Below are 21,859 nucleotides of genomic sequence, written 5' to 3'. Positions count from 1 at the left end.
GCCCGCGCAAGGGCGGCCGGTCACAGCGGCGGCCGCGACCGGCCCGCGGGACGGTCCTGGTACGCGTACCAGGACCGTCCCGCGGAGGCGGATCAGCTCTCGTCAGCGGAGGCCGGGGACGCCGCCGCGGTCTTCTTCGCCGCCGACTTCTTCGCGGCGCCGGCCGTCTTGGCGGTCTTCGTCGCCTTCTTGGCCGTCGCCTTCTTCGCGACGGTCTTCTTGGCCGCCGTCTTCTTGGTCGCGGCCTTCTTCGCCGTGGCCTTCTTGGCGGCCTTGCGGACCGTCTTCCGGGCCGGGGCCTCCTCGTCCGCCCCGGACTCCGCCGCGGCGGGCTCCTCCGCACCGGCCTGGCCCGCCGGGACGACCACGACGGCCGCCTCCTCGGACGCGGTCGGCGCGGTGGCCTTGCGCACCGCGCGGCGGCGCGGACGGGCCGGAGCGGCCTCCTCCGCGGGCGCCTCGGCCTCGGCCGGAGCAGCCGCCGGGGCGGCCTCCTCGGCCGGGACCGGCCGCGGCTCGGACGCGGTCTCCGCGACCGTCACCACGGCCGCCGCCTCGGCTCCCGCCGGGGAACCGGCCGGAGCCGACGCCCTGCGGGTCGCGCGGCGCCGGGTACGGCCCTTCGGCGCGGCCTCCTCGGCCACCGGCGCCTCGGGCTCGGCGGCCTGGACCACCGGGTCCTCGGCGGCCACCGGCTCGGCCTGCGCCGCGGCGGCGGGCTCCGGACGCACCGGGCGCCCGGCCTCCTGCTCCGCGGTCACCTGCTGGGCGGCCGGGGCCTGGGGAGCGGCCGGGGCCGCGCCGTCCACCGCCGCCGCCTTCGGCGCACCCGCCGGGGCGGACGCCCGCCGGCTCGCCCGGCGACGGCCACGGCCACGGGACGCGGCGGCCTCCGCCTCGGCGACGGAGCTGTACAGCTCCTCGTCCGGGGACAGCTCGAACGCGGACACCTCGACCGGCTCGGCCTGCGCCTCGACGACGACGTCGGCCTCGGCCTCCGCCTCCTCCTCGGCGGTGGGCACGGCGGCCTGGACCGCCGCGGTCTCGTGCTCGTGCGGCTGCTCGGCACCGGCGCGGGCGCGCTTGCGGCGCTTGCCGCCGCCCCCGACGGCCGTGGGCTGCTCCATGTGCACGATGACACCGCGGCCGTTGCAGTGGACGCAGGTCTCGGAGAAGGACTCCAGCAGACCCTGGCCCACCCGCTTGCGGGTCATCTGCACCAGGCCCAGCGAAGTCACCTCGGCCACCTGGTGCTTGGTGCGGTCGCGGCCCAGGCACTCCAGCAGCCGGCGCAGCACCAGGTCGCGGTTGGACTCCAGGACCATGTCGATGAAGTCGATCACGATGATGCCGCCGAGGTCGCGCAGCCTGAGCTGACGCACGATCTCCTCGGCCGCCTCCAGGTTGTTCCTGGTGACCGTCTCCTCCAGGTTGCCGCCCTGGCCGGTGAACTTGCCGGTGTTGACGTCGACCACGACCATCGCCTCGGTCCGGTCGATCACCAACGAACCGCCGCTGGGCAGCCAGACCTTGCGGTCCAGCGCCTTGGCGAGCTGCTCGTCGATCCGGTACGTGGCGAAGACGTCGACCTCGCTCGTCCAGCGCGACAGACGCGGGGCGAGGTCCGGGGCGACGTGCGAGACATAGCCGTGGATGGTCTCCCACGCCTCGTCACCGCTGACGATGACCTTGGAGAAGTCCTCGTTGAAGATGTCGCGCACCACGCGGACGGTCATGTCCGGCTCGCCGTACAGCAGGGTCGGCGCGCTGGAGTTGCCGTTCTTCGCCTTCTTGCGGATGTCCTCCCACTGCGCCTGGAGCCGCTCGACGTCGCGGCGCAGCTCCTCCTCGCTCGCGCCCTCGGCGGCGGTGCGCACGATGACGCCCGCGTCGTCGGGGACGATCTTCTTGAGGATGGTCTTCAGCCGGGCCCGCTCGGTGTCGGGCAGCTTGCGGCTGATGCCGGTCATCGAGCCCTCGGGGACGTACACGAGGTAGCGGCCCGGCAGGGAGACCTGGCTGGTCAGGCGGGCGCCCTTGTGTCCGATCGGGTCCTTGGTGACCTGGACGAGGACGGACTGCCCGGACTTCAGGGCGGACTCGATGCGGCGCGGACCGTTGCCCATGCCGAGCGCCTCGAAGTTGACCTCGCCCGCGTACAGCACGGCGTTGCGGCCCTTGCCGATGTCGATGAAGGCGGCCTCCATCGACGGCAGGACGTTCTGCACCTTGCCGAGGTAGACGTTGCCGACGTACGAGACGGCCTGCTCCTTGTTGACGTAGTGCTCGACGAGCACGTCGTCCTCAAGGACGCCGATCTGCGTGCGGTCGCCGTTCTGCCGGACCACCATCACACGCTCGACGGCCTCACGGCGGGCCAGGAACTCGGCCTCGGTGATGATCGGGACACGGCGGCGGCCCTGCTCGCGGCCCTCGCGGCGGCGCTGCTTCTTCGCCTCCAGACGGGTCGAGCCCTTGATGGACTGGACCTCGTCGCTGCCGCTGCCGGGCCGCTCGTCCTTCTTGCCGCGCGGCTCGCGGACCTTGACGACGGTGCGCTCGGGGTCGTCGGCGGACGGCTCGCCGTCCTGGCCGCCGTCCCCGGCCCGGCGACGCCTGCGGCGACGGCGGCGGCTGCTGCTGTTGCCGCCCGCGGCGCCCGCGTGCTCCTCGCCCTCGTCGCTCTCCTCGGACGCGTCCTCGGCGTCCTCCTCGACCTGCTCGGCGGTGTCCTCGGCGTCCTGCGCGGCCTGCGCGGCGGCGAGTTCACCGCTCTCCTCCGGCTCCTCGTCACCGTGCTCGGCGGCCTCGCCGCGGCGACGGCGGCGGCCCCCGCGGCGGCGGCGGCGCCGCGAACCGGACTCCTCGCCGTCGTCGCCGTCCGCGAGATCCTCGGCCGCCTCCTCGGCGGCCGCGGTGTCCTCGGTGGCTTCGGTGTCTTCCTCGTCGTCGGCGGCGGGGGCGGCGGGCGCCTCGACGGCGTCCTCGGCGGTACGGGCCTCGGGCTCCTCGTCGGCGGCGCCCCGGCGACGGCGGCGGCGCCGCGCTCCGGGCTGCTCGGCCGGCTCGGTCCGCGCGGCCTGCTCCGCCGCGGGGGCCTCGGTCCCGTCGGGCTCCTCCTCGTGCGCGGCCTCGGCGGCCGCCTCGGCGGCGGCCCGCTGCGGGGTCTGGAACTGGAACTTCGGCTCGGCGAAGACGGGCGGCTGGAAGACGGCGACGGCGGGCCGCGCGGGCTTGCGCGGCGCGTCGTCCCCGGCGCCGGAGCGCGCGGCGGGCTCGGAGAAGCCGGTCGCGGCGCGCCGCTCCACCCGGCGGCGGCCACGGCGCGGCGCGGCCTCCTCGGCGGCGGGCGCGGGCTCGGCGGCGGGAGCCGCGGCGGCGGGCTCGCTCACCTCGGCGGCGGACGCCGCACCCTTGCGGGTGGCCCGGCGACGGGCACGCGGCGCGGGCTCTTCCGCGACCTCCGCGGCGGGAGCGGGCTCCTCCGCGACCGGGGCCTCGGCCGCCTCGGCGGCGGGCGCCGACACCTTACGGGTGGCACGGCGGCGGGCACGCGGCGGCGCGGGCTCTTCCGCGGCCTCGACGGCGGGAGCGGGCTCCTCGGCGGCCGGGACCTCGGCCGCCGTCTCCACGGCTGCCTCGGCGGCGGGCGCCGACACCTTGCGGGTGGCACGGCGGCGGGCACGCGGCGGCGCGGGCTCCTCGGCGGCCTCGACGGCGGCGGGCTGCTCCACGGGAGCGGCGGGCGCGGCGGTCTCGGCGGCCTGCGGCGCACCGGCGGCGGCGGACGCGCGGCGGCGGGTACGGCGGGCGGGCGCGGGCGCCTCGGCGGCCGCCTCCGCGGGCGCGGCCGGCTCCTGCGTACCGCTCACGGCACCGCTCTCGGCGGCCTCGTCGGCGCCACCGGTGGGCGCGGACACGCTGCGCGTGGCGCGGCGGCGGGTACGGCGCGGAGCGGCGGCCTCGCCGCTCTCGACGGTCCCGGCGGACGTCTCGTCCACCGCCTGGGTCTCCTCGGCGGCGGTCGCCGGGACGACGGTCTCGGCGGCCGGGGCCTCGGTGGTCTTCGGTGTCCCGGAGGGCGCGGAGGCCCGGCGGCGGGTGCGGCGCGCGGGGGCGGCGGGCTCCTCGGCGGCCGGGGTCCCGGCGGCCGTGTCCACGGCGTCCTCGGCATCCTCGGTGGCCTCGGCGTCCGCGATGTCCTCGGCGGACGCAGCCGGTACGGCCGGAGCGGTGACCTCGGCCGGTGCCTCGGCGGCACCGGGCGGGCCCGCCGGACGCGACGCGGCGCGGCGCCGACGGCGCGGCGGCAGCGTGTCGCTGGGGGTGTTCAGTTCTTCGGAACCCTGGGTGGGCTCGGTCGGTTCGAGCATGCGGGCGAATCTCCCGTCAGGCTCCCGGGCGCCGCGCTGGTCCGGTGTCCGATCGCGTGGATCGGACACCGCTGACGTCCGCGGCCTCGCGGTTGCGCGATGGCCGCCGTCCGGGGCGCGGGCGCCGCACGGGAGCTCTCTGTGTCCTGTCTCGCCGGTTCCGTACGCCTTGTCGCGTACGGCCTGGCGAAAGTCTTGTGGTCGGTGCGCTGCCCGACCCAGGTGGCTCCCGAGTACGAGGGCGGCGCTTTCGACGTCCGTCCCTACGGAACCTTCCCTAAGCAGGCGCCTTCGCGGCGGCGGCTTCGGCGGCCCCTTCTGAAGCGGCCGGGGCGGCCGGGTCTGCCTCGCGGTCGGGCGCGAGCGGGTCGGTCACCGTGCCGGTCTCTTCATCGAGCAGCCCCTGCGCCAGCCTGGTCACCGCTGCGGGGACCGGCGGCGCCAGGTCGGCCACGGCGCGGAGACCGGACAGGACGTCGTCGGGTCGTACGGCAGGCGTCACGTGCCGAACAACCAGCCGCAGTATCGCACAGGGCCGGTCGCTCGGCCTATCGGCCGCCGCACCAGGCGTTTCCACGCGGGCCAGACGCACGACCGCGGAGCGGGCGTCGAACGTGCGGACGCCGTTCTTGGTCTGGCGCTGCACCTCGACGGCCTCGGCGCCGTCGAAGGCCGCGACCGCCCGGTCCGCCTCGGCCGGGTCCACGCCGTCCAGGCGCAGTTCCCAGACGGAGGCCGTCAGCCGGTCGGCGAGTCCCGGGGTACGGGCCTCGACCGCGTCGACGATGTCGAGTCCGGTGGGCATCGACTCGTCGAGGAGACCGCGCAGCCGCTCCGGGTCACGGGGCGCGGTGAGCGCGATCTCCAGAAACTCCGCCTCGCTGGCCGTGCCGGTGGGCGCGGCGTTGGCGTAGGACACCTTGGGGTGCGGAGTGAACCCCGCCGAGTACGCCATCGGCACCTCGGCGCGGCGCAGCGCGCGCTCGAAGGCGCGCTGGAAGTCACGGTGGCTGGTGAACCGGAGGCGGCCACGCTTGGTGTAGCGCAGTCGGATGCGCTGCACCGTGGGTGCGGGCGGCGGGCCTTCGGGCTGTCGCTTGCCCAGGGGAACTTCTCCTTGTGTACGGCGGGCGGTACCGGGCGCGCTCCCCGGCCGGGGAGCCTTCCGGCCGGCGTCCTGCCGGTGCCGGCCGGTCCGGACCGCCTCCCGCGCGCGGGGACGTCTCGGGCCCGTTCCTTCTGTCTAGAGTACGCGTCCCGGCCGTCCCGGGTTCCCGCCGGGCCACCGGCCGGGGCTCCCCGGCATTCCTGCCGGGGAGGACGCGCGGAAGCCGGGCCCAGAGCACAAAGCGCCGCCCGACGACGGGAGCGGGCCGGGACACCACCCTCGTGGTGTCCCGGCCCGCTCCCGGTCACATCCCGCCCGGCCGTCCGGCGGCTCGGTGCAGGCGGCCGCTCAGTGCGCGTGCCCGCTGCCCGCGGGCTGCTTCACCGTCAGCGGCAGCAGCTTCTTGCCCGTCGGGCCGATCTGGATGCTGGTGTCCATCGCCGGGCACACCCCGCAGTCGAAGCAGGGCGTCCAGCGGCAGTCCTCGACCTCGGTCTCGTCGAGGGCGTCCTGCCAGTCCTCCCAGAGCCAGTCCTTGTCGAGGCCGGAGTCGAGGTGGTCCCAGGGCAGGACCTCCTCGTAGGAGCGCTCGCGGGTGGTGTACCAGTCGACGTCGACGCCGTAGGGGGCCAGGGCCTTGGCGGCGCAGTTCATCCAGCGGTCGTAGGAGAAGTGCTCGCGCCAGCCGTCGAAGCGGCCGCCGTCCTCGTAGACCGCGCGGATCACGGCGCCGGTGCGGCGGTCGCCGCGGGAGAGCAGGCCCTCGATGATGCCGGGCTTGCCGTCGTGGTAGCGGAAGCCGATGGAGCGGCCGTACTTCTTGTCGCCGCGGATCTTGTCCCGGAGCTTCTGGAGACGGGCGTCGGTCTCCTCGGCGCTCAGCTGCGGCGCCCACTGGAAGGGGGTGTGCGGCTTGGGCACGAACCCGCCGATGGAGACCGTGCAGCGGATGTCGCCCGAGCCGGAGACCTCGCGGCCCTTGGCGATGACGTGGGTCGCCATGTCGGCGATCTGGAGCACGTCCTCGTCGGTCTCGGTGGGCAGGCCGCACATGAAGTACAGCTTGACCTGGCGCCAGCCGTTGCCGTACGCGGTGGCGACGGTGCGGATCAGGTCGTCCTCGGAGACCATCTTGTTGATGACCTTGCGCATCCGCTCGGAGCCGCCCTCGGGGGCGAAGGTCAGACCGGAGCGGCGGCCGTTGCGCGTCAGTTCGTCGGCCAGGTCGACGTTGAAGGCGTCCACGCGGGTGGAGGGCAGGGACAGGCCGATCTTGTCGTCCGTGTAGCGGTCGGCCAGGCCCTTGGCGATGTCACCGATCTCGCTGTGGTCCGCGGAGGACAGCGAGAGCAGGCCGACCTCCTCGAAGCCGGTCGCCTTCAGGCCCTTCTCGACCATCTCGCCGATGCCGGTGATGGAGCGCTCGCGCACCGGGCGGGTGATCATGCCGGCCTGGCAGAAGCGGCAGCCGCGGGTGCAGCCGCGGAAGATCTCCACCGACATGCGCTCGTGCACCGTCTCGGCGAGCGGGACCAGCGGCTGCTTGGGGTAGGGCCACTCGTCCAGGTCCATCACGGTGTGCTTGGACACCCGCCAGGGCACACCGGAGCGGTTGGGCACGATGCGGGCGATCCGGCCGTCGGGGAGGTACTCGACGTCGTAGAAGCCGGGGACGTAGACCCCGCCGGTCCTGGCCAGGCGCAGCAGCACCTCCGCGCGGCCGCCGGGGCGCCCCTCGGCCTTCCAGGCGCGGACGATCTCGGTGATCTCCAGGACCGCCTGCTCGCCGTCGCCGATGACCGCGCAGTCGATGAAGTCGGCGATCGGCTCCGGGTTGAAGGCCGCGTGGCCGCCGGCCACCACGATCGGGTCGTCGACCGTGCGGTCGCGGGCCTCCAGCGGGATCCCGGCCAGGTCGAGGGCGGTGAGCATGTTGGTGTAGCCCAGCTCCGTGGAGAAGGACAGGCCGAACACGTCGAACGCCTTCACCGGGCGGTGGCTGTCCACGGTGAACTGCGGGACGCCGTGCTCCCGCATCAGCGCCTCCAGGTCCGGCCACACGCTGTAGGTGCGCTCGGCGAGGACGCCCGCCCGCTCGTTCAGCACCTCGTAGAGGATCATGACGCCCTGGTTGGGCAGGCCGACCTCGTACGCGTCCGGGTACATGAGCGCCCAGCGGACGTCGCACTCGTCCCAGCTCTTGACGGTGGAGTTGAGCTCGCCGCCCACGTACTGGATCGGCTTCTGCACATGCGGGAGCAAGGCTTCGAGCTGCGGGAAAACCGACTCGACGGTCATCGCGGGAACTTTCGTCAGCTGACAGGGGTGACCATCTAGCCTAACCCGGTCGGCGGCCTGTCCCGAACGGCCGCAGCCGCGCCCGCAGCCGGGGCAGCTCCGCCTCCAGCACAGCCGCGCGGTGCTCCTCGCGCCCGTAGAGCAGCCCGTAGGTGAAGGAGCTCTCCCGGGCCGCCTGCGCCTGCCCGGCCAGCTCGCGCAGGGCGCGGCGGGCCAGCACGCCGTCCTGGTGGTCGCCGAGCAGCGTCTGGAGGGCCTTGGCGGCCGCGCCCGGCGGCCCGGCCGCCGCGCCGAGGGCCCCGGCGGCGGTCTCGGCCGCGTAGCGGGTGCGCTTGGCCTGCTTGCGGGCCTCGTGCAGGGCGAGGTCGCGGGCGGGTCCGGGCGGCAGGGCGAGCGCCCGGTCGAGGGCGGCGGTCAGCCGGGCGTGTTCCTCGCCGAGGGCGCGGCCCAGCACCTCGGCCGGGTCGCCACCGGCCGCGGGCCGCAGCGGCGGCCGGGCGGTGAGAGCGTCCAGAGCGTCGAGCAGGGCCAGGTACCGGCCGCCGTCCAGGACGGCCAGCACCCGGCTGCGGGCGCCCGCGCGGCGGCTCGCGGACCACAGCCGCAGCCGGGTGCGGACCGGCCCGGTCACCAGGGTCTCGGGCAGGGCGTCGAGGGCGGCGGTGAGGCGTTCGGCGAGGACCTCGTGGTCGCGGTCGAGGCCGAGTTCCCCGGCGAGCCACTTCAGTTCGGCGGCGAGCGGGGCGGTGGCGGCGCGGTCCAGGACCCGGCCGTGGCTGCGCAGGGCGCTGCGCAGCCGTCGGGTGGCCACGCGCATGCGGTGCACGGAGTCGGGCAGGTCGCGGCGGACCGCCGGGTCGAGGGCGACGACGGCATCGCGCTGGGCGCGCAGCCGGGCGAGGACGTGGTCGCCCGCGGTGACCGGCGGGGCGGGCGGTCCGGGCAGCGGGCGGTGGCCGGGCGGGGCGGTCTCCGCCAGGGCGCGGGCGGCCTCGGAGGGGGCGGCCGCGCGCCGTACGCCCGCCGCGCGCAGCCGGTCGTCCAGCAGGTCGAGGAGGGCGGGGTCGCCGTCCGCGGCGAGTTCCACCTCGATCTCGGTCCAGCGGGCCGTGGCGGAGCGGTCGGCGTGGCCGCCGCGGTCGTCCGCGGCGGCGGCCGTGCCGGTCAGCCGGTCGGCCCGTACGGTGTCCACGCTCAGCTCGGCCAGCAGCGTGCCACGGGCGTCGAGCAGGTGGCGGACGGCGCGGGTGGAGCGCAGCCGGAGCACGGGGCGCAGCGCGGCGCCGCGGACCCGGGAGCGCAGCAGGGCGGCGAGGGCGGGCGGCACCTCGTCGGACAGCGGGGCCCGGATCTCGTCGCGTACGCCGGGGGCGGCCGGGATCTTCAGGTGCCAGCCCGCGTCGGTGCCGCCGGTGCGGCGCAGGGTGAGTCCGGCGGCGGCCAGGCGTGCGTCGGCGGTGTCGTAGTGGACGGCGTCGAGGGCGGCGGTGCCCCGGTCGGCGACGGCGGCGACCGGGCCGACGCCGGTGAGGTCCGGCAGTCGGCCTGTACCGGACTCGTACTTCCGCTCGATCTCGCGCCGGACGGCCGCCATGCACCGAATCTAGTGGTCCGCGCCGCCGGGGGCGCCTCCTGCGCACGGATCCGTGCGCAGGAGGCGTGCGCTACGCCGACATGGGCCGCTGCACTCTGATCGACTGGAGCAGTCCGACCGCCGCCCAGACCGCGAACATGGACGAGCCTCCGTAGGAGACGAACGGCAGGGGCAGGCCGGTGACCGGCATGATGCCCAGCGTCATGCCGATGTTCTCGAACGCCTGGAAGGCGAACCAGGCGACGATCCCGGCGGCGACGACGGTGCCGTACAGCTCGGTGGTCTCGCGGGCGATGCGGCAGGCGCGCCACAGGACGACCCCGAGCAGCACGATGATCAGCCCGGCGCCCGCGAAGCCCAGCTCCTCCCCCGCGACGGTGAAGACGAAGTCGGTCTGCTGCTCGGGCACGAACTGGCCGGTGGTCTGGGAGCCGTGGAAGAGGCCCGAGCCGGTCAGTCCGCCGGAGCCGATGGCGATTCGCGCCTGGTTGGTGTTGTAGCCGACACCGGCCGGGTCGAGGCTGGGGTTGGCGAACGCCGCGAACCGGTTGATCTGGTACTCGTCGAGGATGTGCAGCTGCCAGACCGCGACGGCGCCGAGCGTGCCGGTGGCCACGAGGCCCAGGGTCCAGCGGTTGGAGGCGCCGGAGGCGAGCAGCGCCCCCAGGATGATCACCACCATGACCATGACGGAGCCGAGGTCCGGCATGAGCAGGACGATCAGGATGGGGACCGCGGCCAGGCCCAGCGCCTGGAGGACCGTGCGGTGGTCGGGGTGCTCCTTGTCGCCCGCGTCCACCCGGGCGGCGAGCATCATCGCCATCCCCAGGATGATCGTGATCTTCACGAACTCGGAGGGCTGGATGGAGAAGCCGCCGCCGAGGACGATCCAGGAGTGCGCGCCGTTGACGGTGGAGCCGAGCGGGGTGAGCACCAGCAGGATGCCGAAGACCGAGGCGCCGTAGAGGATCGGCACGGCGGTGCGCAGGGTGCGGTGGCCGAGCCAGACGATGCCGATCATCAGGGCGAGCCCGATGCCGGTGTTCATCAGGTGCCGGATCAGGAAGTAGTACGGGTCGCCCTGGTTGATCTCGGTGCGGTTGCGGGTGGCCGAGAAGACCAGGAGGGAGCCGATCCCGGAGAGGGCGAGCGCCGACAGCAGTATCGGCCAGTCCAGGCGGCGGGTGACCGAGTCACGGGCGAGCAGCCGGGTCCAGCCGGCCCGCTCGGGTCCGTACCCGGAGACGGAGAAGTTGTTCGCGCCGGTCATGCGGTCGTCCTCCGCCTTCCTCCGCGCTGCGGGCGCCTGCGCGGGCGCCTTCGGGTGTCGCGGTTGCCCGCCCCCGTGCCGTTGGTGGTCGCCGGGGTGTCCTGGTCGCCGTCCGGGGCGGTGGTGGTGCCCTGCTGGGCGACCTCCTTGGCGACCTTCTCCTGGTCCTTGGCGGGGTCGCCGTTGATCTTCGGGGCGGGGATGGTGCCGTCGGCCTGGATCTTCGGCAGGCCCTTCATCGGGGTGGGCAGCAGGGCCTTCTTGTTGTCGACGGACCCGTCGGCCTGCACGCCGTACAGGGCGCTGTAGATGTTGCGCACGGCCTCGCCGGAGGCGCCGGAGCCGGTACCGGCCTGGGCGATGGTCATGATGACCGTGTAGTCCTTGCTGTAGGTGGCGAGCCAGGACGTGGTCTGCTTGCCGTAGACCTCGGCGGTACCGGTCTTGGCGTGCAGCGGGATCTTGTCCTGCGGCCAGCCGTTGAACTTCCAGGCGGCGGTACCGCGGGTGGCGACGCCTGCGAGCGCCTGGTCCATCATGTCGCGGGTGGCCTTGGTGATGGGCAGCCTGCCGTGGGACCTGGGCTTGATCTCGGTGACGTGCTTGCCGTCGGGGCTGACCACGGCCTTGCCGATGGTCGGGGTGTACATGGTGCCGCCGTTGGAGATGGCACCGTAGATGACGGCCTCCTGGATCGGCGTCAGCAGGGTGTCGCCCTGGCCGATGGAGTAGTTGATCGCGTCACCCTCGCGCATCTTGTTGCCTTCGAGGCAGTTCTCGTAGGCGATCTTCTCGACGTAGCTGCCGTTCTTCTTGCCGGACTTGCACCAGGCGTCCTTGTTGGCCGCCCAGTACTTCTGCTTCCACTGGCGGTCGGGGACGCGGCCGGTGACCTCGTTGGGCAGGTCGAGGCCGGTCTCCTTGCCCAGGCCGAACTGGTGGGCGGCCTTGAAGAAGTAGTCCTTGGGCTGGCCCTTCTTCGGGTTGATGCCCCCGTCCTTCTTCCACTCGTTGTCCGCGAGGCCGTAGAAGACGGTGTCGCAGGAGACCTCCAGGGCCCGGCCCAGGGAGATGTTGCCGAAGTTCTCGCCCTCGAAGTTCTTGAAGACCTGGCCGCCGACCGAGTACGAGCTGGTGCAGGGGTAGTTGCCGTTGAAGTCGTAGCCGGCCTCGACCGCGGCGGCCGTGGAGACCACCTTGAAGGTCGAACCGGGCGCGGACTGACCCTGTATGGCGCGGTTCAGCAGCGGGTAGTCGGAGTTCTTGCCGGTGAGCTTCGCGTAGTCCTTGGCGGAGATGCCGCCGACCCAGACGTTCGGGTCGTACGTCGGCGCGGACGCCATGGAGACGATCCGGCCGGTCTTGGCCTCCATCACGACGACGGCGCCGGAGTCGGCCTTGTAGTTGGTGCCGGTGATGCTGTCGTACTGCTGGCGGGCGGCCTTCATCGCCTTGTCCAGCTCGTACTCGGCGACCCGCTGGACCCGGGCGTCGATGCTGGTGACCAGGTTGGAGCCGGGCTGGGCGGCGTCCGACTTGGCCTTGCCGATGACCCGGCCGAGGTTGTCGACCTCGTAGCGGGTGACGCCGGCCTTGCCGCGCAGCTCCTTGTCGTACTGGCGCTCCAGACCGGAGCGGCCGACCATGTCGGAGCGCAGATAGGGCGAGGAGGTGTCCTTGGCCTGCTGGATCTCGTCGTCGGTGACCGGTGAGAGGTAGCCGAGGACCTGCGCGGTGTTGGACTTGCCGGGGCCCGCGTAGCGGCGCACGGCCTCGGGCTCGGCGGTGATGCCGGGGAAGTCCTCGGCGCGCTCGCGGATCTGGAGGGCCTGCTTGGGCGTGGCCTCGTCGGTGAGCGGGATGGGCTGGTAGGGCGAGCCGTTCCAGCAGGGCTGCGGCGTCTTGGCGTCGCACAGCCGGACCTTCTGCTGGATCTCCTGCGGGTCCATGCCGAGGACCCCGGCGAGCTTGGCGAGGACCGCCTTGCCGTCGTCCTTCTGCCTGAGCAGGTCGGTGCGGGAGGCGGAGACCACGAGCCGGGTCTCGTTGTCGGCGAGCGGGACCCCGCGCGCGTCCAGGATCGAGCCGCGCACGGCGGGCTGGACGACCTGCTGGACGTGGTTGCCCGACGCCTCCTTCTGGTACTGCGCGCCCTCGCGGATCTGGAGGTACCACAGCCGGCCGCCGAGGGTGCCGAGCAGGGAGAGGACGAGGATCTGGAGGACGATGAGCCGGGTCTGGACGCGTGGGGTCCGACCGGTCTCGGGAATGTTGGTCACTGGTGCTGCCTCCCCCTCTCAGTGTCCGGACGAGTCGTGTGTGTGCGGGCCTGTCACAGGCGCTTGACCCCCTTGATGCGGCCGACCCGGGTGGAGCGGGAGCGGGCCCTGGTCTTCAGTGAGCCGAGTGCGCCGCGCTGGCCGCCGATGCGCAGTCCGGTGCCCGAGGAGAGCCAGCCGGAGGAGATGTCGGCCTTCTTGGCGGCGGAACCGGCCTCGGCGAGCGGGTCGTTCTCGGCGCGCCGGGCCAGCGCCATGATGCCGGGCACCACGAACGGGGCGAGCAGCAGGTCGTAGACGGCGGCGCTGATCAGCAGTCCGGGCAGGCCGACGTGGCGGGCGGCGGTGTCGCCGACGAGGGCGCCGACACCGGCGTACAGCAGGGTGGAGCCGAGGGCGGCGGCGACCACCACGGCCATCGGGCCGGTGGCCGACTTGACCTGGCCGGTCTCGGGCTTGATGAGCCCGGCCAGATAGCCGATGACGCAGAGTACGAGGGCGTAGCGGCCGGCGGCGTGGTCGGCGGGCGGGGCGAGGTCGGCGAGGAGTCCGGCGCCGAAGCCGACCAGGCAGCCGCCGACGTGTCCGTAGACCATGGCCAGGCCGAGCACGGTGAGCAGCAGCAGGTCGGGCACGGCGCCGGGCAGGTGCAGCCGGGCCAGGACGCTCACCTGGATCACCAGGGCGACGACGACCAGCACGGTGGAGAGCAGGATCCGGTTGAGACGCATGGGGACTTTTCTCGCTCCTACGGCTGCTGGTCGTCGGTGGACTGCGGATCGGGCTCCCCGGTGCCCTGGCTGTCGCGCGCCCCGGTGCCCCGGGTGTCGGGCAGGCCCGCGCCGTCCCCGGAGCGGCCCGACGTGTCGTTCGCGCCGCCGGTCGGGGTGACCGTGACCGTCACGGTGGGCGTCGGGGCCGGCTTGGGCTTGGCCGGCAGGACCGTGTCGCGCGGGTCCTTCTTCGGGGCCTGGACGACGACACCGATGACGTCGAGCTTGGTGAAGCCGACGTACGGCGTGACGTAGACGGTGCGGGTCAGGTCGCCGCCGGAGGGGTCGACGCGGGAGACGACGCCGACCGGGACGCCGGGCACGAACGGCTTGTCGGCCTCGGAGCCGAAGGTGATCAGCCGGTCGCCCTTCTTCACCTCCGCCTTGCCGTTGAGGAGTTGGACGCGCATCGGGCGGTCGCCCTGGCCGGAGGCGAAGCCGAGTTCGTCGGTGCCCTCCATGCGGGTGCCGACGGTGAAGTCGGGGTCGTTGGCGAGCAGCACGGTCGACGTGCCGGGGCCGACGGTGGTGACGCGGCCGACCAGGCCGTCGCCGTTGAGGACGGTCATGTCGCGCCGGATGCCGTCGTCGGCGCCCGCGTCGATGGTGATGGTCCAGGAGAAGCCCTGCGCGGCTCCTATGGCGATGACCTGGGCGCCCTTGATGCCGTACTGGCCCTGGCCGGCGAGCTTCAGCATCTTGTCGAGCTGGCTCAGGCGGCTGCGGTTGCGGTCGTCGCTGCCGAGCTTGGCCTTGAGCGCCGCGTTCTCCTTCTCCAGCGCGGCGAGCCGGTCGTGGCGGCCGCCGGAGTCGCGGACCGCGGAGACCGCGTCGCCGACCGGGTCCACCGCGCCCGACACGCCGTTCTCGATCGGGCCGAAGACGGTGGCGGCGCCGCGTCGGGCGCCGTCCACCGGGGAATTCTCCCCGCCGCGGATATCGACCGTGATCAGCGCGAACGCCACGGCGATCAGCAGCACCAGGAGCAGCCGGCTCTCTTTCGTGTCCCTCACGTGCGGCGGCCGTGCCCTTCCTCGTAGGAATTCGGGTGGCCCCCGGTGAGCGCCGGTGGGAAAGCGCACACCCTCGGGGGCCGTTTGTGGGAGCTTATGCCTCTATATCAACGATCCGCCGTACGAGAGGAGATCATCTCGTACGGCGGAATCGAAACGTCGTGTCATCGGCGCGGCTGGGCGTCCAGCACCTGCTGAAGCGCCTCGAACTCCTCGACGCACTTCCCGGAGCCGAGCGCCACGCTGTCCAGCGGGTCCTCGGCGATATGGATGGGCATGCCGGTCTCCCGGCGCAGCCGCTCGTCCAGGCCGCGCAGCAGGGCGCCGCCGCCGGTCAGCACGATGCCCCGGTCCATGATGTCGCCGGACAGCTCCGGCGGGCACTTGTCGAGGGTCGTCTTGACCGCGTCGACGATCGCGTTGACCGGTTCCTCGATCGCCTTGCGCACCTCGGCGGCCGAGATGACGACGGTCTTGGGCAGGCCGGAGACCAGGTCCCGGCCGCGGATCTCGGTGTGCTCGTCGGCGTCGAGTTCGTACGCGGAGCCGATCGTGATCTTGATCTGCTCGGCCGTGCGCTCGCCCAGCAGAAGGCTGTACTCCTTCTTGACGTACTGGATGATCGCGTTGTCCAGTTCGTCGCCGGCGACGCGGATGGACTGGGCGGTGACGATGCCGCCGAGCGAGATGACCGCGACCTCCGTGGTGCCGCCGCCGATGTCCACCACCATGTTGCCCGTGGCCTCGTGGACCGGCAGGCCGGAGCCGATGGCCGCGGCCATGGGCTCCTCGATGATGTGCACCTGGCGGGCGCCGGCCTGGGAGGAGGCCTCGATGACGGCGCGCCGCTCGACGCCGGTGATGCCGGAGGGCACGCAGACCACGACCCGCGGACGGGCCAGATAGCGCCGCTTGTGGATCTTCAGGATGAAGTAGCGGAGCATCCGCTCGGTGATCTCGAAGTCCGCGATGACGCCGTCCTTGAGCGGGCGCACGGCGACGATGTTGCCGGGCGTGCGCCCGATCATCTTCTTCGCCTCGGCGCCGACGGCGAGGATGCCACCGGTGTTCGTGTTGATCGCGACGACGGACGGCTCGTTGAGTACGATCCCGCGACCCCTGACGTACACCAGCGTGTTGGCGGTCCCGAGGTCGACAGCCATGTCACGGCCGATGAACGACATTGAGTTCCCCATCAGGATTCGTCTGGCCTTCCCTGGGAGCTTTTGAGGGCATTTCAGGTACGGCGAGGTGGGTGCTGTGACGTGAAGGCTTCCATCGTAAACGCGCCTGCACGAACACCGCGCGAGGGTCTTCGCCATTGTCAGCAGATGGCGTACCGCCTCGCTTGTGGAGACGGTCCATCGGGGGCACGCGTTCCCCCGATCGCCTTCGGGTATGCCGATGGGCGGCCGCATGTCCACGGCCGCCCAGGTCAGGCGGGCTGATGAACTGACGATACGTCAGAAAGCGGCGCCGACGGCTCAGCCACGACCGGGAAAGAAGATCTTCACCTCGCGCTCGGCGGACTCCTCGGAGTCGGAGGCGTGGATCAGGTTCTCCCGCACGATCACACCGTAGTCCCCGCGGATGGAACCGGGCGCGGCGGCGATCGGGTCGGTCGGACCGGCCAGGGCGCGCACCCCCTCGATGACCCGCTCGCCCTCGACGATCATCGCGACCACCGGACCCGAGGCCATGAACACCATCAGCGGCTCGTAGAAAGGCTTGCCCCGGTGCTCGCCGTAGTGCTGCTCCAGCGTGTCCTGGTCCAGGGTGCGCAGCTCCAGCGCGGTGATCTGCCAGCCGGCCTTGCGCTCGATACGGCTGATGATCTCGCCGGTCAGGCCGCGACGGACCGCGTCGGGCTTGAGGAGGACGAGGGTGCGCTGGGTCACGGTGGACTCCTTCTGCTGTACAGATGTGCGGTGGCACGACCCTACAAGGTCGCGGTCACACAGCGTCAGCCGAGGCGGCGGGCGCGGAAGCCGCCTCCGCCTCGGCGGCCCGCGCCGCGAATCTCGCCTTCGCCTCGTCGATCTTCCGCCCGAAGTGCACCGACGCCCACCACAGCCCCGCGAACACCGCGCCGAGGAAGTACATCACCGGCACCACGAAGCCGGACGCGACCAGTGCGATCTGGAGGGCCCAGCCGAGGGCCACCCCGCCGGGCCGGCCCAGCATCCCGCACAGCAGCACGCACAGCACCATCGCGATGCCGCTGACCGTCCACACCGTCCCCATGGACAGGTCCGGGTCCTTCATCGCGACCAGCGCGGCGAAACCGATGACGAAGAACTCGCCGATCAGGGTCGAGGAACACAGCGTACGCACGAGAGTCAGCCCCTCCCGAGGAGCAGTCGGGCCTCACCCACGGTGATGACGGAACCGGTGACCAGCACACCGCCGCCGGCGAACTCGCCCTCCTCCTCGGCGAGCGTGATCGCGGCCTCCAGCGCGTCCGGCAGCCGCGGCTCCACCTGGACCCGCTCCTCGCCGAACACCTCCACCGCGATCCCCGCCAGCTCGTCGGCGTCCATCGCGCGGTGGCTGGAGTTCTGCGTGACCACGACCTCCGCGAAGATCGGCTCGAACGCCTCCAGCAGCCCGCGCACGTTCTTGTCGCCGCTGGCGCCGACCACGCCGATCAGCCGGCTGAAGTCGAACGCCTCCTGCACCGCCTCCGCCGTGACCTGCGCGCCCGCCGGATTGTGCGCGGCGTCCAGCACCACGGTCGGCGAACGCCGCACGACCTCCATCCGGCCCGGCGAGCTGACCGCGGTGAACGCCTTGCGGACGGTCTCCGGGTCCAGCGACTCGGCGCGCTGCGAGCCCACCCCGAAGAACGCCTCCACGGCGGCGAGCGCCACGGCCGCGTTGTGCGCCTGGTGCGCGCCGTGCAGCGGCAGGTACACCTCCGGGTACTCGCCGCCCAGGCCGCGCAGCGTCAGCAGCTGCCCGCCCACGGCCGGCTGGCGCGCCACGACGCCGAACTCCAGGCCCTCGCGGGCCACCGTGGCGTTGACCTCCACGGCCTTCTTCAGCAGCACCTGCGCCGCGTCCACCGGCTGCTGGGCCATGATCACCGTGGCGTCCCGCTTGATGATCCCGGCCTTCTCCCCGGCGATCTCCCCGGTGGTCGAGCCGAGCCGGTCGGTGTGGTCCAGGCCGATCGGGGTGACGACGGCGACATCCGCGTCGATCACGTTCGTGGCGTCCCAGGTGCCGCCCATGCCCACCTCGACCACGGCGACGTCCACCGGCGCGTCGGCGAAGGCCGCGTAGGCCATGCCGGTCAGCACCTCGAAGAACGACAGCCGGTACTCCTGCGCGGCGTCGACCATCTCCACGTACGGCTTGATGTCCTGGTACGTCTCGACGAACCGCTCCGCGGAGACCGGCGCGCCGTCCAGGCTGATCCGCTCGGTCACCGACTGCACGTGCGGCGAGGTGTAGCGGCCGGTGCGCAGCTCGAACGCGCCGAGCAGCGCCTCGATCATGCGGGCGGTGGAGGTCTTGCCGTTGGTCCCGGTGATGTGGATCGAGGGGTACGACCGCTGCGGCTCGCCCAGGACGTCCATCAGCGCGGCGATCCTGCTGACCGAGGGCTCCAGCTTGGTCTCGCCCCAGCGCGTCGCCAGCTCGGCCTCGACCTCCCGCAGCGCCTTGTCGACCTCGGGGTCCTCGGGCCGGCCGGGCACGTCGGCCTGCGGCGGCCCGCCCTGGGTGCGCAGGGTGCGGCTGCCGGCCTCGATCACCGCGAGATCGGGGTCACGGGTGGTCTCGGCCTCGATGATCTCGTCGAAGGAGTCGAGGGGGTCGGGCCGGTCGTTCTCGTGCGGGAGGTCGCTCACGGGTTCAGTCTACGGAGCGCCGGGACGAGGCGCGGCGCCGGTTCGGCGCGGGGGTGCGCGGGGCCGGGGCTTTCGGCCGTCCGGGGCGGGGCGCGGACGGCGGCCCGGCGCCGGGGCACGGGGTGCGGCCGGGCGCGGGGTGCGGCGGCGGACGCGGGGTGCGGCGGCGGACGCGGGGTGCGGCGGCGGACGCGGGGTGCGGCCGGGCGCAGGGTGCGGCCGGGCGCGGGTCCGGCGGTGGACGCGGGGTGCGGCCGGGCGCGGGGTGCGGCGGCGGACGCGGTACGGACCCGGCGCGGGCGCCCACGGACGAGGCCCGGGTTGGTTCAGTCCCGGTCCCCCCCCAGCCCGGTGGGGGGCCGGGCTCAGCCCCGGAGCAGGTTCGGGGCCGTCCTCCCCCGGTGCCGGTGCGTGTGGGGAGGGACGACTGCGGTCATGGGCGGTCGTGCGGACTCGCGCTCCCGGACGCCCGCGTCCCGGACCGCCCCGCCCCACCCTGCCCCGCCCGTCCTGGACGGCCGAAGGCCCCGGGGTCTCAAGGACTCCGGGGCCTTCGGGTGTACGGGATGTCACGCCTGCGGCAGCCGCTCCAGCTGGGCGGTGATGCGGGCGATGTCCTCCTCGGCCTTGGCGAGCCGGGCGCGGATGCCGTCGATCACCTTTTCGGGTGCCTTCGACAGGAACGCCTCGTTGCCGAGCTTGCCGTTCGCCTGGGCCTTCTCCTTCTCGGCGGCGGCCAGGTCCTTGGCGAGCCGCTTGCGCTCGGCGGCGACGTCGATGGTGCCCGACAGGTCGAGGGCGACCTCGGCCCCGGCGACCGGCAGGGTGGCCGTGGCGGTGAACGCCTCGCCCTCCGGCTGGAGCCGCAGCAACTGGCGGACGGCGGCCTCGTGCGCGGCGAGCGCCGTGCCGTCCAGGGTCAGCCGGGCCGGGACCCGCTGGCCCGGCTGGAGGCCCTGGTCGGCGCGGAAGCGGCGGACCTCGGTGATGACCGCCTGGAGCGTCTCGATCTCCCGCTCGGCGTCCGCGTCCCGGAAGCCGCTGTCGGCCGGCCAGGCGGCGATGACGACCGACTCACCGCCGGTGAGGGTCGTCCACAGCGTCTCGGTGACGAACGGGACGACCGGGTGCAGCAGCCGCAGCGTGACGTCCAGGACCTCGCCCAGGACCCGCTTGGAGACCTCGGCGGCCTCGCCGCCCGCCTGGAAGGTGGTCTTGGACAGCTCGACGTACCAGTCGAAGACCTCGTCCCAGGCGAAGTGGAACAGCGCGTCGGACAGCTTGGCGAACTGGAAGTCCTCGTAGTACGCGTCGACTTCGGCGACGACCGAGTTGAGCCGGGACAGGATCCAGCGGTCGGTCGCCGACATCGCCGACGGCTGTGGCAGCGGGCCCTCCACCGTCGCGCCGTTCATCAGCGCGAAGCGGGTGGCGTTCCAGATCTTGTTGGCGAAGTTGCGCGAGCCCTGGACCCAGTCCTCGCCGATCGGGACGTCGACGCCCGGGTTGGCGCCGCGCGCCAGGGTGAAGCGGAGCGCGTCGGAGCCGTACTTGTCCATCCAGTCCAGCGGGTTGACCGCGTTGCCGAAGGACTTCGACATCTTCTTGCCGAACTGGTCGCGGACCATGCCGTGCAGGGCGACGGTGCGGAACGGCGGGGTGCCGTCCATCGCGTACAGGCCGAACATCATCATCCGGGCGACCCAGAAGAAGAGGATGTCGTAGCCGGTGACCAGGACGGAGTTCGGGTAGAACTTCGCGAGCGACTCGGTCCGCTCGGGCCAGCCGAGCGTGGAGAACGGCCACAGGCCGGAGGAGAACCAGGTGTCCAGGACGTCGGTCTCCTGGTGCCAGCCCTCGCCGGACGGCGGCTCCTCGCCGGGGCCGACGCAGACGGTCTCGCCGTCCGGGCCGTACCAGACCGGGATGCGGTGGCCCCACCACAACTGCCGCGAGATGCACCAGTCGTGGAGGTTGTCGACCCAGTCGAAGTACCGCTTCTCCATCTCCTGCGGATGGATGGTGACCTTGCCCTCGCGGACCGCGTCACCGGCGGCCTCGGCCAGCGGGCCGACCTTGACCCACCACTGCATGGACAGGCGCGGCTCGACCGTGGTCTTGCAGCGCGAGCAGTGCCCGACGGAGTGGACGTAGGGGCGCTTCTCGGCGACGATCCGGCCCTCGGCGCGCAGCGCGCCGACGATGGCGGAGCGGGCCTCCAGACGGTCCAGGCCCTGGAAGGGGCCGGGGGCGGTGATGACGGCGTGCTCGTCCATGACGGTGATGGACGGCAGGTCGTGGCGGCGGCCGATCTCGAAGTCGTTCGGGTCGTGGGCCGGGGTGACCTTGACGGCGCCCGTGCCGAACTCGGGGTCGACGTGCTCGTCGGCGACGACCGGGATGGAGCGGTCGGTCAGCGGCAGCTTGATCAGCGTGCCGACCAGGTGCTTGTACCGCTCGTCGTCGGGGTGGACGGCGACGGCCGTGTCGCCGAGCATCGTCTCGGCACGGGTGGTGGCGACGACGATGGTGTCGTCCCCCTCGCCGTACGTCATCGAGACCAGCTCGCCGTCGTCGTCCTGGTACTCGACCTCGATGTCGGAGATCGCGGTCAGACAGCGCGGGCACCAGTTGATGATGCGCTCGGCGCGGTAGATCAGCTCGTCGTCGTAGAGCCGCTTGAAGATGGTCTGGACGGCCTGGGACAGGCCCTCGTCCATGGTGAAGCGCTCACGGGACCAGGCGACGCCGTCGCCGAGGCGGCGCATCTGGCCGGAGATCTGGCCGCCGGACTCGCCCTTCCACTGCCAGACGCGCTCGACGAACGCCTCGCGGCCCAGGTCGTGGCGGGACTTGCCCTCCTTGGCCAGCTCGCGCTCGACCACGTTCTGCGTGGCGATGCCGGCGTGGTCCATGCCGGGCTGCCACAGCGTCTCGTGGCCCTGCATGCGCTTGCGGCGGGTGAGGGCGTCGATGAGCGTGTGCTCGAAGGCGTGGCCCAGGTGGAGGCTGCCCGTGACGTTCGGCGGCGGGATGACGACGGTGAAGGGCGGCTTGTCGCTCTTCTCGTCCGCCTCGAAGTAACCCCGCTCCACCCAGCGCTCGTACAGCGGCCCCTCTACATCGGCCGGCGCGTACTGGGTCGGCAGTTCGGTGTCGGGCGCTGGTGGCTGCTGCTGAGCGTTCTCGGTCACGCGCCCAGTTTAGAGGCGTCACGGCCGTGTCCCGAACCGCATTTGTTCTGTAACGGTGCGCACCCCGGTGGCCTGGGCCGCGTCCGGCTGGGCCAGGATGTCA

The 21,859-nt window shown here is 73.0% G+C and carries 13 protein-coding genes; all 13 read right to left on the bottom strand.

Going from position 1 to position 21,859, the window contains the following annotated elements; genetic code table 11:
- Positions 1-92: 92 nt before the first annotated feature.
- The 13 genes from ACWDYF_RS03685 to ACWDYF_RS03625 all read right to left on the bottom strand — a co-directional run bounded on the left by ACWDYF_RS03685 (position 93) and on the right by ACWDYF_RS03625 (position 21,756).
- The gene (locus ACWDYF_RS03685) at positions 93-4,373 is read right to left on the bottom strand and encodes an Rne/Rng family ribonuclease (protein ID WP_389470070.1); all 4,281 of its coding nucleotides are present in this window, start codon (positions 4,371-4,373) and stop codon (positions 93-95) included.
- A 277-nt stretch (positions 4,374-4,650) separates the two neighbouring features.
- Positions 4,651-5,436 carry a TIGR03936 family radical SAM-associated protein gene (locus tag ACWDYF_RS03680; protein ID WP_381743166.1) on the bottom strand — a complete coding sequence of 262 codons (786 nt, stop codon included), beginning with the start codon at positions 5,434-5,436 and terminating at the stop codon, positions 4,651-4,653.
- A gap of 393 nt (positions 5,437-5,829) precedes the next feature.
- Positions 5,830-7,779 (bottom strand): TIGR03960 family B12-binding radical SAM protein, encoded by a 1,950-nt coding sequence (locus ACWDYF_RS03675; protein WP_018570811.1) that lies wholly within the window; start codon positions 7,777-7,779, stop codon positions 5,830-5,832.
- A gap of 40 nt (positions 7,780-7,819) precedes the next feature.
- Entirely contained in the window at positions 7,820-9,373 is a 1,554-nt protein-coding gene (locus tag ACWDYF_RS03670; protein WP_389470075.1) for a CYTH and CHAD domain-containing protein, read from the bottom strand.
- A gap of 70 nt (positions 9,374-9,443) precedes the next feature.
- A complete protein-coding gene (rodA, locus tag ACWDYF_RS03665; RefSeq protein WP_381743162.1) occupies positions 9,444-10,643 on the bottom strand; it encodes a rod shape-determining protein RodA in 1,200 nt (399 codons plus the stop codon).
- Positions 10,640-12,922 (bottom strand): penicillin-binding protein 2, encoded by a 2,283-nt coding sequence (gene mrdA, locus ACWDYF_RS03660; RefSeq protein ID WP_381743160.1) that lies wholly within the window; start codon positions 12,920-12,922, stop codon positions 10,640-10,642. Before mrdA ends, rodA begins: the two co-directional genes overlap by 4 nt.
- A 53-nt stretch (positions 12,923-12,975) precedes the next feature.
- A complete protein-coding gene (mreD, locus tag ACWDYF_RS03655; RefSeq protein ID WP_389470078.1) occupies positions 12,976-13,653 on the bottom strand; it encodes a rod shape-determining protein MreD in 678 nt (225 codons plus the stop codon).
- A 17-nt stretch (positions 13,654-13,670) separates the two neighbouring features.
- Complete coding sequence (gene mreC / locus ACWDYF_RS03650) at positions 13,671-14,708, bottom strand: rod shape-determining protein MreC (protein WP_381743156.1); 1,038 nt, start codon at positions 14,706-14,708, stop codon at positions 13,671-13,673.
- 164 nt (positions 14,709-14,872) lie between these two features.
- Positions 14,873-15,892 (bottom strand): rod shape-determining protein, encoded by a 1,020-nt coding sequence (locus ACWDYF_RS03645; RefSeq protein WP_018570817.1) that lies wholly within the window; start codon positions 15,890-15,892, stop codon positions 14,873-14,875.
- 300 nt (positions 15,893-16,192) lie between these two features.
- Complete coding sequence (ndk, locus tag ACWDYF_RS03640) at positions 16,193-16,606, bottom strand: nucleoside-diphosphate kinase (protein WP_381743155.1); 414 nt, start codon at positions 16,604-16,606, stop codon at positions 16,193-16,195.
- A gap of 55 nt (positions 16,607-16,661) precedes the next feature.
- Entirely contained in the window at positions 16,662-17,042 is a 381-nt protein-coding gene (locus ACWDYF_RS03635; protein WP_018570819.1) for a DUF4233 domain-containing protein, read from the bottom strand.
- Positions 17,043-17,047: 5 nt separating this feature from the next.
- Entirely contained in the window at positions 17,048-18,562 is a 1,515-nt protein-coding gene (folC, locus tag ACWDYF_RS03630; protein WP_389470082.1) for a bifunctional tetrahydrofolate synthase/dihydrofolate synthase, read from the bottom strand.
- 569 nt (positions 18,563-19,131) lie between these two features.
- Entirely contained in the window at positions 19,132-21,756 is a 2,625-nt protein-coding gene (locus ACWDYF_RS03625) for a valine--tRNA ligase (RefSeq protein ID WP_381743151.1), read from the bottom strand.
- Positions 21,757-21,859 lie beyond the last annotated feature (103 nt).

The sequence above is a fragment of the Streptomyces sp. NPDC003284 genome, from assembly GCF_053589675.1.
Note: the sequence above shows the minus strand (reverse complement) of the source record. Positions and strands in the feature narration are given on the sequence as shown.